The following is a 13,656-nucleotide window of genomic DNA, read 5'->3' as shown; positions in this document are numbered from 1 at the left end:
CCGGTACGACGAAGGCCCCGACCGTCCTGGTCGGGGCCTTCGTCGTACCCGGATGTCAGCTGGGTCAGCCTGGCCAGCAGCGGATGACGGTACCGCCCTCCACCTCGAAGTTGAGCCGGCCCATCAGGTACTCCATGGTGATGATCGCGCCCGGCGGCAGCGCTCTGACGGTGGTCCAGCCGCGCTCGCGGGCCAGTTGCTCGGCGTCCTCGGCGGCGAGTCCGACATACGCCTCGGCGGCGTCGTCGGGCTGCGCGGGAGGAGTCGGTGTGGGAACCATGCCACCCACCGTAGGCGGCGGCGGACGGTGACGGAAGCCGGGCCCGCTTACGCATCAGCAGTCCCACGTACCTCACCGGTCACGCTTCTGTCACAGGATCACGACACGCGTTTAACTCGAACGCCATCACTCGAACGAGCAGTTCAGAGCGGCTTGCACGGGAATTTGGGAGCCCTTGGCTACCATGCTCAATTCCCGGCAGAAATACCCTCCGGCAAGTGCCAGAGGGCGAATTGACGGGGCGTAGAGAATTCACCGGTTCCTTACGGAATCCACCGACACCTTCGTACCGTCTCTCGGCCGAACGTCCACTCCCCCGCGTGCGCACCCTGTTGGAGACGACCGACGGCGAGCATCATGTCTGGAGCCCGATACCGAATGACCGAAGCCCGAGCCGCGGACAGCCTGGGGGCAGCGATGGGTACGGAGACCGCCGAGGCCACAGCGGGGCCGGCCCGGGTACGGCGGCCGGGCACGGTGCTCGTGGACTGGTTGACCACCACCGACCACAAGAAGATCGGGCATCTCTACCTGATCACGTCGTTCCTCTTCTTCCTGATCGCCGGACTGATGGCCCTGATGATGCGGGCCGAGCTGGCCCGCCCGGGGCTGCAGCTGATGAGCAACAACCAGTTCAACCAGCTGTTCACGATGCACGGCACGATCATGCTGCTGCTCTTCGCCACTCCGGCCTTCGCCGGTTTCGCCAACGAGATCATGCCGCTGCAGATCGGCTCGCCCGACGTGGCCTTCCCCCGGCTGAACATGCTCTCGTACTGGCTGTATCTCTTCGGCGCCCTGATCGTGCTCGGCTCCCTGCTGAGCCCGAGCGGCCCGGCGAACTTCGGCTGGTTCGCCTACGCTCCGCTCAATTCCCTGGAGCGCTCGCCGGGCATCGGCGCCGACATGTGGATCATGGGTCTCGCGCTCTCGGGCTTCGGCACGATCCTCGGCGCGGTCAACTTCATCACCACCATCGTCGGAATGCGCGCGCCCGGCCTGACGATGTTCCGGCTGCCGATCTTCACCTGGAACGTGCTCTTCACGTCGATCCTGGTGCTGTTCGCCTTCCCCGTACTCGCGGCGGCGCTGCTGGTGCTCGAGTCGGACCGGCGGCTCGGATCGATGGTGTTCCAGCCGCAGTTCGGCGGGGCGCTGCTGTGGCAGCACCTGTTCTGGTTCTTCGGCCATCCCGAGGTCTACATCATCGCGCTGCCTTTCTTCGGCATCGTCACCGAGATCATCCCGGTCTTCTCCCGGAAGCCGATCTTCGGTTACCTCACGCTCGTCGCCGCGACCATGGCCATCACCGGACTCTCGGTGGTGGTGTGGGCGCACCATATGTTCGCCACGGGAGCGGTGCTGCTGCCCTTCTTCTCGTTCATGTCCTTCCTGATCGCGATCCCGACCGGGGTGAAGTTCTTCAACTGGACGGGGACGATGCTCAGGGGCTCACTGTCGTTCGAGACACCGATGCTGTGGGCCATCGGTTTCCTGGTCTCGTTCCTCTTCGGTGGGCTGACCGGCGTCATCCTGGCGTCGCCCCCGATGGACTTCCATGTCACCGACTCGTACTTCGTGGTGGCGCACTTCCACTACGTCGTCTTCGGCACCGTCGTCTTCGCGACCTTCGGCGGCTTCTTCTTCTGGTGGCCCAAGTTCACCGGAAAGATGCTCGACGAACGGCTCGGCAAGATCCAGTTCTGGACGCTGTTCATCGGCTTCCACACCACCTTCCTGGTCCAGCACTGGCTGGGCGCGGAGGGCATGCCGCGGCGGTACGCGGACTATCTGGCGGCCGACGGCTTCACGGTCCTCAACACCGTCTCGACCATCGGCTCGTTCCTGCTCGGCATCTCGACGCTGCCGTTCCTCTACAACGTCTGGAAGACGGCCAAGTACGGGAAGAAGGTCGAGGTGGACGACCCATGGGGATTCGGGCGTTCGCTGGAGTGGGCGACCTCCTGCCCACCGCCGCGCCACAACTTCGTGACCATCCCGCGCATCCGCTCCGAGTCGCCCGCCTTCGATCTGCACCATCCCGAGTTCGCGGAACTGGAGCAGCTGGTGGAGGAGCAGGAGGCCATCAACCGAGGGCCCGGGACAGCCGGTCCCGCACCGTCCTGATGTGCTCGGTCAGCTCCTGCGGCTCGATCACCTCGAAGTCCACGCCCATCAACATCACATGGATGACCAGCACATCCAGGCTCGCGGCTCCGGTGCGCAGCAGACAGCTGCTGTCGTCGACCGCCTCCAGCACCCCGTCGGACGGGCCGATGGTCCGGGCGGCCAGCTCGGCGGACGTATGGAGCCGGATGACCGCCTGTGCCGCGTAGGCGCGGGTGGAGACGCCACGGGAGACATACGCGGCGAGATCCTCGGCCGGCGGAGTACGCGGGGCGAAGCGCGGGCCGTGCGGCGGCTTCGGCGTGATGCGGTCGGCCCGGAACGTACGCCAGTCGGCGCGCTCCAGGTCCCAGGCGACGAGATACCAGCGCCGCTCGGTGCAGACGAGGCGGTGCGGTTCGACGCTGCGACGGGTGACGGAGCCGCTGTGGTCGAGGTAGTCGAAACGCAGTCGCTCGCTGTCCCGGCAGGCGTTGGCCAGCTCGGTCAGCACACTCGCGTCGACGGTGGAGCCGTGCGGGCCGCGCAGCATCGGCACGGTGAAGGCGTTGAGCGCGCCGACCCGGCGGCGCAGCCGGCTGGGCAGCACCTGCTCCAGCTTGGCCAGGGCGCGTACGGACGTTTCGCCGATGCCCTCGATGCCGTTTCCGGCGGCGGTACGCAGACCGACCGCGACGGCCACCGCCTCCTCGTCGTCGAGCAGCAGCGGCGGCAGCTCGGCCCCCGCGCCGAGCTGATAACCGCCGCCCGTGCCGGGGCTGGCGTTGACCGGGTAGCCGAGCTCGCGCAGCCGGTCGACATCGCGCCGTACGGTGCGCGGCGTGACACCGAGCCGGTCGGCCAGATCGGAGCCGGACCATTCGCGGTGGGCCTGCAGCAACGAGAGCAGGCGCAGCAGTCTTGCCGAGGTCTCCAACATGGCTGCGAGTCTGCCAGCCATTGAGGACAGCCACTGTCCTCAAAGATGCGCAGGGCGACTTCAGCCCGCTGCGGTGAGACGTACGCTGAGGTCGTTGTCGGCCGTGTAGCAGGCGGCTGCGTGGCAGGTGTCCGTGGTCACCTTGGGGTACACGAAGATGGCCCTCTTGTCCCAGATGTCGTCGAGGACGCGGGAGATGCGTACCCCGGCCGCGTCCGCGGCGGGGCGCAGCCACAGCTCCCACAACTGCTCCTTGCCGACAGACACTTCGGCCATCGGCCCGCACGGCAGAGTGAAGGCGAACGTGCTGCCTTCGCCGGTCACCGGCACTTCGTGGACCCGGTCGCCGGAACGGAGCCTGGCCTCGGCCACGGCTCCCTCGCCCAGCTCGGCCCCGTACAGCCGGCCCTCCACCGTCACCGCGCCCCGCTCGGGCGCGAGGCCGATGTCGCCCGCCTCGGCGTGCGGCGCGCGCACCCAGCAGCGCACCGCGAGCTTGCCGTCCGCCGTCGGATACGGGACGCGCACGGCGATCCGCCCGGCCTCGGGGGCGCGGTCGACGAGCGCCCGCAGATCCCGTATGCCGGGCTCGATGGCGTCCCCGTCTGCGGTGCGGACATCCCAGCGGCCCTCGGCCAGTTCGACCGTGCTGGGCAGCACGGCGCGCGAAGTGCCGTCCCCCGAAGGGGTCAGCGGCAGCCGCACCTCGTCCGTAGCGTCCTTGCCGTGCCGCTTCAGCACGAGCACCGCGTCCGGCGAGCCGGCACCGGCCAGGTCGAAGGTGATACCGCAGGCCGCGTCCGCGACGCAGTCCGCCCGTGGCGTCCGCCGCTCGGTGGCCGAGGTGGTGGACGTGGTCATGAGGTCTTCTTCCTTTTCCGGATCGCGTCGGCGGCCAGATAGCGCAGGGAGTAGACCGCGTCGTACACCGCGCCCCGGCCACGGTGCAGCGCGTCGCGCAACGCGCTGCGCGAGCGGCCGTTCCTGGCGCGTGCGACCAGCTCGGTGAACAGGGCCTCGTGGCGCTCCGCGATCCTCGCCGGGTCGAAGCGGGCGGATGCGGTGAGCGCCGCCCGGCCTGTGCGCCGGCGCAGTCCGTCGTCGTTGATCAGCTCGAGCAGTGCGTCGGTGATCGCGTCCACGTCGCCGACCGGCACCAGCCGGCCGTCGACACCGTCCTCGATGATCTCGCCGGGCCCGTGCGGGCAGTCGGTGGAGACGACAGGGACGCCGCAGCGCATCGCCTCGACGATGGTCATGCCGAACGACTCCATGCTGGAGGTGACGGCGGCGATCGAGCCCTTGACCCACTCCGGTTCGAGCGGATTGGCGGGCCCCATCAGGAAGACATGGTTGTGCAGCCCGCGCTCCTCGATGAGGGCGTGCAGGGCGTTCTTCTCGTTGCCCGTCGCGTCTCCGCTGCCGTAGATCCGCAGCCGCCAGTCGGGGCGGGCCGCGACCACCTTGGAGAAGGCCTTGACCAGCAGGTCGTACCGCTTGACCTTGGTCAGCCGGCCGGCCGCGACGATCCATTTGCTGGAGGCGTCGGCCGGGGCCACGGTGGGCACGGGCACGCTGTTGGGGACGGAGTCGATGCGTACGCCGCGCAGCTTCAGCTGCGTGCGGTAGGACCGGGCGTCCGCCTCGGTGACAGTGGTGACAGCGTCGAGCAAGCGGTAGCGGTGGCCGATCTCGCGGCGGAGCCGGTAGCCGTGGCTGTCCAGCGTGAGGTGCTCCTGGGCGACACGGACCGGGCCGTTCCTGGTCTGGCGGGCGATATGGACATTGAGCCCGGGCCGGGTGCCGATCACGACATCGGCCCCGAGGGATCCCAAGTGGGCGGCGATCCGGGCGTCGGTGAGGCGGCTGTACTGCTTGTGCCGGCCGTCGCCGCGCGGGAAGACCTTCGCCGGGCGCTTGTAGTCCGGGTGGTTGCCGTCGTAGTCGGGGCTGTTTCTGCGCAGATCGACCAAGTGCTTCATGGTGACGCCGGCGGGCGCGCCGAGGGTGGGCTCGTCACGGTGGCGGAAGACGGAGACGATCTCGACGTCGTGCTGCTGAGCCAGGGCATGGGCCAGGTTGAACGTCGTCCGGATCGTCCCGCCGATTCCGTACGCGTTGTGGAGCAGGAAAGAGATGTGCATACGCTGCCGCGTCCCCCTGGTCTTGGTTTCGGCACGAGTGGACCTTACTTGGCTCCTAAGGTCGGTAGGAGAGCCGGGGCACGGTGAAGCAGCTGTCGTTCATCTCTCCATTCTGGGTGACCTGGCCCCTGTCATCCTGTCGGCGGGCGAAGGACGGACAGGTGCGGCGGTCTTGGGAAGCTCGGCCAGTACCGCGGTGGTTCGAGGTCGGCGGCGACCGCACGCAAATTCGGAAGGGCGAAGTCGGTCCGTTCGCTGACGACGCGGTAGCCCTCAGCCGTCAGGCCCTGCCGGATGAGACGGGCGGAGAGCCCGCCGAGCTGCCGATGCCGGAATGACCAGCATCGTGTCTGCCTTGAGCCGGTCCGGAGAGCTCCCGATCAGCTTCTTGTTGGCCGTGTAGAGGGCCTGCCAGCCACCCGTGATCCGGTAGCGCGTGGCGATCGCGAAGAGGGTGTCGCCCGGCTCGACCGTATGGACCCGGCCGCTGAGCCCGTACTTCCTGGAGCAGGCGGGCCAGGCGCCCCAGCCCTGCATACGCAGCACCTCCTGCGCCACCTCGATCTGCTCCTCGCGGGTGGCGAGGTCGGCGCGCGGCGCGTACACGAGTCCGCCGTACTTCACCCAGGTGGACTGCCAGAACTGCAGCCCGCCGTAATAGCCGTTGCCTGTGTTGATGTGCCAGTCTCCGCCGCCCTCGCACTCGGCGAGGCAGCTCCAGGGCCAGCCACTGGCGGCACAGTCGGGTGGCCCGACGTCTGCGCCGGGGCTGCCGATACCGGGACTGCCGGGGGCGGGCGGCGGTGGAAGGCGGGGCGCGGCGTACGCACCGCGCAACGGGACGAGCGCCAGCAGCAGGGCCACCAGCGCCGCGGGCCAAAAGCTGATCTTCGGCATCGGGTCACGCTAGGCAGCGCGGCACGGCGAGAGCGGGTGCCGCGCGCGACGGCAGGCAGCCCCACCCGGTCGGACCCGGGCGGGGCTGCCGAAGGGTGCCTCAGAGAGCGAGCTTCTGCCCGGGCACGATGAGGTTCGGATCACCGCCGATGACGGTCTTGTTGGCGGCGTACAGGACGCGCCAGTCCGCGCCGTGCGCGGCGGCGATCCCGCTCAGGGTGTCGCCGCGGCGGACGGTGTAGTCGCCGCCGCGGGCGCTGCCGCGGCCGGTGTGGTTCGATGCCCGCTCCGGCGCCTTTGCCGGAGCCTCGGCCTGGACGTCGGCCTTGGTCCTGACCTTGGCCTTGGTCTTGGCGTTGGTGTGAGCCTTGGGAGCGGCGGCCTCGGATGCCGCCGGTGCAGTGCCGTACGCGCCGGCCCGCGCCGCGCAGGTGGGCCATGCGCCCCAGCCCTGCGCCCGCTGGACCTTCGCGGCGACTGCGATCTGCTGCCCCTTGCTCGCCTTGTCGGCGGTGGACGCGTACGCCCCGCCACCGTAGGCGCGCCAGGTGCCGGCGGAGAACTGCAGCCCGCCGTAGTAGCCGTTGCCTGTGTTGATGTGCCAGTTTCCGCCGCTCTCGCACGATGCGATGCGGTCCCATACTCCGTTGTCCGCCGCCCGGGCCTCGCCCGTGGAGGCGAGCAGTGCCAGCGGTGCCACCAGTGCGGCACCTACGAGCGCTGCTGTGTCACGCCTGCGTATGGAACGGGAACTCGTGAACATCAAATCCCTCTCGAAGGACCCGGGGTCCCTCGGGGCGGTGCGGACTTCGGCGCATCCGGCGCCCTTGTCCGCTCCGCCTCACCCGCCTGAGGTGGTCGTGCTGTGCTGCTTCTGTGCCGTACTGGCTGTACGGCCCGGCGGGTTGTCCCGGGCGGTGCTCTCTGCACACGGCGGAGGAATCTAGAGAGGTCAACCCTCTGGTATCAACCAATCCCTTGTCATTCCAGGCCAGTTGCCTGTTACTCGCAGTACCGGCAATGTCCGGCCCCCCACTTGATTCGTTGATTTCATGATTTGTCGAACTGCCGGTGAACTGATCTGTGACTCGGTTCACCGCGCCAACTTCCATGCACTCAGCAGCTATTGACATGGAGTAACCAATTCCGGCCGCCACATCACCGCTTGCGTTGGATGGTGCGATTCCGTTCCTTCTCGCGCGTGACTCCGGCCACAGATCACCCGTTGAGCTCATGACGAGCCGGGAACCGCCCGGCGCACGTATCAAGTCCGCTCAAGTTCGAGGAGCCACCCGTGCCGCGCATGCTCGACGTCAGCGAGGACGTACGCGCCGAGATCGGCGACGAAGAGGCCGACCGGCTGCTCGCCGGCAGGAACAGCCCGGGCAGCTACGACTGCACCTCCTGCCGCACCCCGGGCGACTCCGAGCAGGAACGCACCAGCACAGTGCTGTTCGTCGGCGACGAGACCGCCGTTCTCGCCTTCGCCCACGCCTCCTGCATCCCCTCACAGGTCGTCCAGGTCGCCGAGGACCAACTGCTGGGCGCGGTACGGTCCATCACCGGCGAGGAGCAGCAGATCCCCGGCGCCGGTCCCAAACAGGCCGTCCTCGGCATCACCAGCGGACTGGTACTGATCGAGGGCGAACTGCACCCGGCCCTGGTCGTCGAACCGACCGCGCCCATCGCCCGCCCCGGCACGACCGGCAGCGGCGGCGACGACTTCCTCCCGCTCCTCATCGAACAGGGCTTCCTGCCGATCGCCGACGTGAACCAGCGGCCCAATCAACTGCCCGGCTGGTCCGTCCTGGTCGCCATGGGCCAGCTGCACGCCGTGCTCCAGCCCGGCACCGGCGGCGGCAGCCCGGTCGCCTGGTGGCAGGCCCATCAGCCGCTGCAGGTCACGGACGGCTGGCGTGCGGCCGCCAACAAGTCGCACACGGTCCTGGTCTTCGCCGCGCCGGTGGGCTCCATCGGCCAGCAGCCCCGCGAGGACCTGCTGCGTGCGGCGCTGGAGAAGGCGGCGGCCGGCGGCCGGCTGGTCGCCGCGGCCATGCCGCTCGCGGGCACCTGAGCAGGCACCTGAGCAGGCACCTGAGGAACGACTGACGGAGCGCGCGACATACGCCGGGAGTACGGAAACGTACACCCGGCGCACGTCTTTGTACCGTCCCCCGGAAGAATCCGGTTTGTACCGTCCCCCGGAAGAATCCGGCTCCGCCGAGACCGCATCCGTCCGACGGCGAGGTCGTTGCAGGTACGTGCACTCATACGACCCCTCCCGCCAGCCGTACCAGAGCCAGATCCCCTCCATGCGCCCCGCGAGCGACGGACCGGTGGGCCACTCGCCCACGCCGATCTACGACGCGCTGTACTCCGAGTACCGCAGGGCGTTCCGGGCCTTCCCGGGCGACCGGAGCGGGGAGGAGGATCTCGACTTCAGGGCCTTCGGCACGGGGCCGCACAGCAGCCACGGCGGCCCCGCAGGTCATCCGGGCCATACGGTCCACCCCGGGACCTGGCAGTCGTATCCCGGGGTCCGTCCGCACAGCGGTATGCACAAGCCGGCGGCGCTGCCACCGGCACCCCGCAGAGGTCTGTGACCGCGAGAGAGCATCGCGAGAGACCATATGGCGCTGCCCCGGACCGTTCGCCGGTCCGGGGCAGCGCCACGTCGTTACGTCACTTCTTGCGGCCGCGCTTCTCGCGCACCCGAACCGAGATGTGGATCGGGGTGCCCTCGAAGCCGAACTCCTCACGCAGCCGGCGCTCGACGAAGCGCCGGTAGCCGTGCTCCAGGAAGCCGGAGGCGAAGAGCACGAACCGCGGCGGCTTGGTGCCGGCCTGCGTGCCGAAGAGGATGCGGGGCTGCTTGCCACCGCGGATTGGGTGCGGGTGCGAGGCGACGATCTCGCCGAGGAAGGCGTTGAGGCGACCGGTGGGGACCCGGGTCTCCCAGCCCGCCAGCGCCGTCTCGATCGCCGGGACCAGCTTCTCCATGTGGCGGCCGGTACGGGCGGAGACATTGACCCGCGGCGCCCAGGCGATCTGCCCGAGCTCGGTCTCGATCTCGCGCTCGAGGTAGTAGCGGCGCTCCTCGTCGAGGTTGTCCCACTTGTTGAACGCGACGACCATCGCGCGGCCCGCCTCGACGGCCATGGTGATGATCCGCTGGTCCTGGACGCTGATGGACTCGGTCGCGTCGATCAGTACGACCGCGACCTCCGCCTTCTCCACGGCGGCGGCGGTACGCAGCGAGGCGTAGTAGTCCGCGCCCTCCTGGAGGTGGACGCGACGGCGGATGCCCGCCGTGTCGACGAACTTCCAGGTGATACCGCCGAGTTCGATCAGCTCGTCGACCGGGTCACGGGTGGTGCCGGCGATCTCGTTGACGACGACCCGGTCCTCGTTGGCCACCTTGTTCAGCAGCGAGGACTTGCCGACGTTCGGGCGGCCGATCAGGGCGATACGGCGCGGACCGCCGACGGCGTTGCCGAAGGTCTGGGCCGGGGCCTCGGGCAGCGCCTCCAGGACGGCGTCGAGCATGTCGCCCGTACCGCGGCCGTGCAGCGAGGAGACGGGGTGCGGCTGGCCGAGACCGAGCGACCACAAGGCGGTCGCGTCCGCCTCGCCGCTCGGCCCGTCGACCTTGTTGGCGCAGAGCACGACGGGCTTGCCGGCCCGGCGCAGCAGCTTGACGACGGCCTCGTCGGTGTCGGTGGCGCCGACGGTGGAGTCCACGACGAAGACGACCGCGTCGGCGGCCTCGATCGCGTACTCGGCCTGGGCGGCGACGGAGGCGTCGATGCCGAGGACGTCCTGCTCCCAGCCGCCGGTGTCGACGACCTTGAAGCGGCGGCCCGCCCACTCGGCCTCGTAGGTGACGCGGTCGCGGGTGACGCCGGGCTTGTCCTCGACGACGGCCTCGCGGCGGCCGATGATGCGGTTCACCAAGGTCGATTTTCCGACATTGGGGCGGCCGACGACGGCGAGGACGGGCAGCGGGCCGTGACCGGCCTCGCCGATCGCGTTCTCGACGTCGTCGACATCGAAGCCCTCTTCCGCGGCGAGCTCCATGAACTCCGCGTACTCGGCGTCGCCAAGCTCCCCGTGCTCGTCGCCGGAGTGGATCTGGTCGTTCATGAAGTCCGTACCTCGTTACGTTGCATCATCGATGGCCCCGCGATCGCGCGGTCCACTACTCAAGTCTTACCTAGCGCCCGGTGAGACGCTTGGCGTTTTCCAGGTGGACGGTCAGCCGCTCCTGGATCCGTACGGTGGCGTCGTCCAGCGCCTTGCGGGTGCGCCGACCGCTGCCGTCTCCCGCTTCGAAGGCCTCGCCGAAGACGACGTCGACCTTGCTGCGCAGCGCGGGCAGCGCCTTTATCAACCGTCCGCGGCGCTCGGTGCTTCCCAGCACCGCCACCGGGACGATCGGCGCCCCGCTGCGTACCGCGAAATAGGCGAGCCCGGCGCGGAGCGAGGCGAAGTCGCCTTCGCCCCTGGTGCCCTCGGGGAAGATACCGAGGACTCCGCCGTTCTCCAGCACGCTCAGCGCGTTGGTGATGGCGGTGCGGTCGGCGGTCGTACGATCCACTTTGAGCTGACCGATTCCCAGCAGGAACGGGTCGAGGGGACCGACGAACGCCTCCTTCTTGATCAGGAAGTGCACGGGACGGGGGGCGGTGCCCATGAGCATCGGCCCGTCGATGTTGTGCGAGTGGTTCACCGCGAGGATCACCGGACCGGCCGCCGGAACCCGCCAGGCGCCCAGCACCCGCGGCTTCCACAGCCCGTACATCAGCCCGATGCCGATACCCCGGCCGACCGCCGCGCCCTTCTCGGACGGTGCTGTCACCGGGCGGCCCGCTTCTCCTCGACAAGGGTGACGACGCACTCGACGACCTGCTGCAGGGTCAGGTCGGTGGTGTCCACCTCGACCGCGTCGTCCGCCTTGGCGAGCGGCGAGGTCTTACGGCTGGAGTCGGCCGCGTCCCGCTTGATCAGGGCTTCCCTGGTGGCCGCGACGTCGGAGCCCTTCAGCTCGCCGGACCGGCGGGCGGCGCGGGCCTCCGGCGAAGCGGTCAGGAAGATCTTCAGGTCCGCGTCGGGCAGGACCGTGGTGCCGATGTCGCGTCCCTCGACGACGATGCCCTTCTCGGCGGCCGCGGCGATGGAACGCTGCAGCTCGGTGATCCGGGCCCGCACCTCGGGGACGGCGCTGACGGCGCTCACCTTGGAGGTGACGTCCTGGGTGCGGATCGGCCCGGCGGCGTCCACGCCGTCGACGGTGATGGCCGGGGCGGCGGGGTCGGTGCCGGAGACGATGGCGGGCTTGGCGGCGGCGGTGGCGACCGCGGCGGCGTCCTGCACATCGACGCCGTTGCTGATCATCCACCAGGTGATCGCCCGGTACTGCGCACCGGTGTCCAGGTAGCTCAGCCCCAGAGCGGCGGCGACGGCCTTGGAGGTGCTCGACTTGCCCGTGCCGGAGGGGCCATCGATGGCGACGATCACGGATTCCACGGTGTCGGACACCTTCCTGGTACGCGGGGTGGGCCGGCGGAAATGCCAAGGGACCCTGCACAAGGTTACCGAGTACTCAGCACCGTCCTGACACACGGATGGCGGAGCCGTAGGCAGCACCTGTGCGCCGGTCGGTACCAGGTCGACCACTACTGCCGGATCGACCAGCCCCTCTCCCGCAGGGATGCCGTGAGGACCGTCGCCGCCGTCGGCTCCACCATCAATTGCACCAGGCCCGCCTGCTGGCCCGTCGCATGCTCGATACGGACGTCCTCGATGTTCACGCCCGCGCGGCCGGCGTCCGCGAAGATACGGGCCAGCTCCCCCGGCTGGTCGCTGATCAGGACCGCCACGATCTCGTACGACGTCGGGGCCTGGCCGTGCTTGCCGGGGACTCGGACCCGGCCCGCGTTGCCGCGGCGCAGGACGTCCTCGATGCCCTCCGCGCCGCCCTGGCGCTTGGACTGGTCCGAGGACTGCAGGGCCCGCAGCGCCTGGACCGTCTCGTCCAGGTCCGCCGCGACCCCGGCCAGCACATCGGCCACCGGGCCCGGGTTCGCCGAGAGGATCTCGACCCACATCCGGGGGTCGGAGGCCGCGATCCGTGTGACGTCGCGGATGCCCTGGCCACAGAGCCGTACTGCCGTGTCGTCCGCCTCCTCAAGACGCGCCGCGACCATCGAGGAGATCAGCTGAGGGGTGTGGGAGACCAGGGCGACCGCCCGGTCGTGCGCGTCGGCGTCCATGACCACCGGGACGGCACGGCAGAGCGCCACCAGCTCGAGGGCGAGGTTGAGGACCTCGGTGTCCGTGTCGCGCGTGGGCGTGAGCACCCATGGGCGGCCCTCGAACAGGTCCGCCGTGCCCGCGAGCGGGCCCGAGCGCTCCTTGCCCGCCATGGGATGCGTACCGATGTAGCCGCTCAGGTCGAGGCCGAGCGCCTCCAGCTCGCGGCGCGGCCCGCCCTTCACACTCGCCACGTCGAGGTAGCCGCGGGCGATCCCGCTGCGCATCGCTTCGGCGAGCGCGGTGGCGACATGCGCCGGCGGTACGGCGACGATCGCCAGGTCGACCCGTCCCTCCGGCGGCTGGTCCGTCCCGGCGCCGAGTGCGGCAGCGGTGCGGGCCCGCTCCGGGTCGTGGTCGGCGAGGTGGACGGCGACCCCCCGGCTCGCCAGAGCGAGGGCCGCGGACGTGCCGATCAAGCCGGTTCCGATGACGACGGCGGTTCTCACTGAGCGATGTCCTTGCGGAGGGCGGCCGCGGCACCGAGGTACACATGCGCGATCTCTGACTTGGGCAGCTCGGACTCCACGTGCGCGAGTATCCGTACGACGCGCGGCATGGCTCCGACGATGTCCAGCTCCTGCGCGCAGATCAGCGGTACGTCGACGATGCCGAGCTTGCGCGCGGCGGCTGCCGGGAAGTCGCTGTGCAGATCGGGTGTGGCCGTGAACCAGACGCTGATGAGATCGTCCGCGCCGAGTCCGTTCCGCTCCAGGATGGCGGTGAGCAGCTCGCTGACCTGCTCGTCCATGTGTCCGGCCTCATCCCGTTCCAGCTGGACGGCTCCACGGACCGCTCGTACCGCCACGTCGTGCTCCTTAATGTGCGAGTGCTCCATTCAGCGTAGTCAGGTGCCGGGACACACGGCCGCGGCGACCGCCCTCCGAGACGTCCGGAGAGGGCGGCCGCCGCCGGCAGGCGCGTACCTCCGTAGGTCCGTACGTCGGACCCGCTGCTGCTTGAGGAAAAACGGACCG

At 69.6% G+C, this 13,656-nt stretch carries 14 protein-coding genes; 3 read left to right on the top strand and 11 right to left on the bottom strand.

Translation table 11 applies throughout. The features are described from left to right. Positions 1-64: 64 nt before the first annotated feature. On the bottom strand, positions 65-280 hold the full coding sequence (locus ACFYXH_RS38475; RefSeq protein WP_327322679.1) for an I78 family peptidase inhibitor: 216 nt from the start codon (positions 278-280) through the stop codon (positions 65-67). Between the two features lie 417 nt (positions 281-697). Here ACFYXH_RS38475 and ctaD point away from each other — a divergent pair, with 417 nt between their 5' ends. Further along, positions 698-2,407 carry a cytochrome c oxidase subunit I gene (ctaD, locus tag ACFYXH_RS38470; protein WP_389573505.1) on the top strand — a complete coding sequence of 570 codons (1,710 nt, stop codon included), beginning with the start codon at positions 698-700 and terminating at the stop codon, positions 2,405-2,407. Here ctaD and ACFYXH_RS38465 read toward each other — a convergent pair. The 5 genes from ACFYXH_RS38465 to ACFYXH_RS38445 form a co-directional block, all read right to left on the bottom strand. Further along, positions 2,367-3,326: a helix-turn-helix transcriptional regulator gene (locus ACFYXH_RS38465; protein ID WP_389573397.1), complete on the bottom strand. Its 960-nt coding sequence runs from the start codon at positions 3,324-3,326 to the stop codon at positions 2,367-2,369. The two genes, ctaD and ACFYXH_RS38465, sit on opposite strands and share 41 nt — an antisense overlap. Positions 3,327-3,386: 60 nt before the next feature. Next, a complete protein-coding gene (locus ACFYXH_RS38460; RefSeq protein WP_389573394.1) occupies positions 3,387-4,187 on the bottom strand; it encodes a hypothetical protein in 801 nt (266 codons plus the stop codon). Next, a complete protein-coding gene (locus ACFYXH_RS38455; protein WP_389573391.1) occupies positions 4,184-5,470 on the bottom strand; it encodes a glycosyltransferase family 4 protein in 1,287 nt (428 codons plus the stop codon). Before ACFYXH_RS38455 ends, ACFYXH_RS38460 begins: the two co-directional genes overlap by 4 nt. A gap of 273 nt (positions 5,471-5,743) precedes the next feature. Then, positions 5,744-6,367, bottom strand: a complete 624-nt coding sequence (locus ACFYXH_RS38450) for a transglycosylase family protein (protein ID WP_389573388.1) — start codon at positions 6,365-6,367, stop codon at positions 5,744-5,746. Positions 6,368-6,467: 100 nt separating this feature from the next. Continuing rightward, complete coding sequence (locus ACFYXH_RS38445; RefSeq protein ID WP_389573385.1) at positions 6,468-7,130, bottom strand: transglycosylase family protein; 663 nt, start codon at positions 7,128-7,130, stop codon at positions 6,468-6,470. A gap of 531 nt (positions 7,131-7,661) precedes the next feature. Here ACFYXH_RS38445 and ACFYXH_RS38440 point away from each other — a divergent pair. Then, positions 7,662-8,441 carry a hypothetical protein gene (locus tag ACFYXH_RS38440; RefSeq protein ID WP_327322685.1) on the top strand — a complete coding sequence of 260 codons (780 nt, stop codon included), beginning with the start codon at positions 7,662-7,664 and terminating at the stop codon, positions 8,439-8,441. A 187-nt stretch (positions 8,442-8,628) separates the two neighbouring features. Continuing rightward, a complete protein-coding gene (locus tag ACFYXH_RS38435; protein WP_389573382.1) occupies positions 8,629-8,970 on the top strand; it encodes a hypothetical protein in 342 nt (113 codons plus the stop codon). 79 nt (positions 8,971-9,049) lie between these two features. Here ACFYXH_RS38435 and der read toward each other — a convergent pair whose 3' ends face one another. The 5 genes from der to aroH all read right to left on the bottom strand — a co-directional run bounded on the left by der (position 9,050) and on the right by aroH (position 13,487). Further along, complete coding sequence (gene der, locus ACFYXH_RS38430; RefSeq protein WP_362689576.1) at positions 9,050-10,510, bottom strand: ribosome biogenesis GTPase Der; 1,461 nt, start codon at positions 10,508-10,510, stop codon at positions 9,050-9,052. Positions 10,511-10,580: 70 nt separating this feature from the next. Further along, positions 10,581-11,168 (bottom strand): lysophospholipid acyltransferase family protein, encoded by a 588-nt coding sequence (locus ACFYXH_RS38425; RefSeq protein ID WP_389573503.1) that lies wholly within the window; start codon positions 11,166-11,168, stop codon positions 10,581-10,583. A gap of 53 nt (positions 11,169-11,221) precedes the next feature. Next, positions 11,222-11,905: a (d)CMP kinase gene (cmk, locus tag ACFYXH_RS38420; protein WP_389573379.1), complete on the bottom strand. Its 684-nt coding sequence runs from the start codon at positions 11,903-11,905 to the stop codon at positions 11,222-11,224. Positions 11,906-12,042: 137 nt separating this feature from the next. Beyond that, positions 12,043-13,128: a prephenate dehydrogenase gene (locus ACFYXH_RS38415; RefSeq protein WP_389573375.1), complete on the bottom strand. Its 1,086-nt coding sequence runs from the start codon at positions 13,126-13,128 to the stop codon at positions 12,043-12,045. Then, positions 13,125-13,487, bottom strand: coding sequence for a chorismate mutase (gene aroH, locus ACFYXH_RS38410; protein WP_326648975.1), 363 nt, complete (start codon positions 13,485-13,487; stop codon positions 13,125-13,127). The genes ACFYXH_RS38415 and aroH overlap by 4 nt, the downstream gene beginning before the upstream one ends. Positions 13,488-13,656: the final 169 nt, after the last annotated feature.

The organism is Streptomyces sp. NPDC002730, assembly GCF_042888805.1.
In the GTDB taxonomy this organism is placed as follows: domain Bacteria; phylum Actinomycetota; class Actinomycetes; order Streptomycetales; family Streptomycetaceae; genus Streptomyces.
This window is presented reverse-complemented; position numbering and strand designations above follow the sequence as displayed.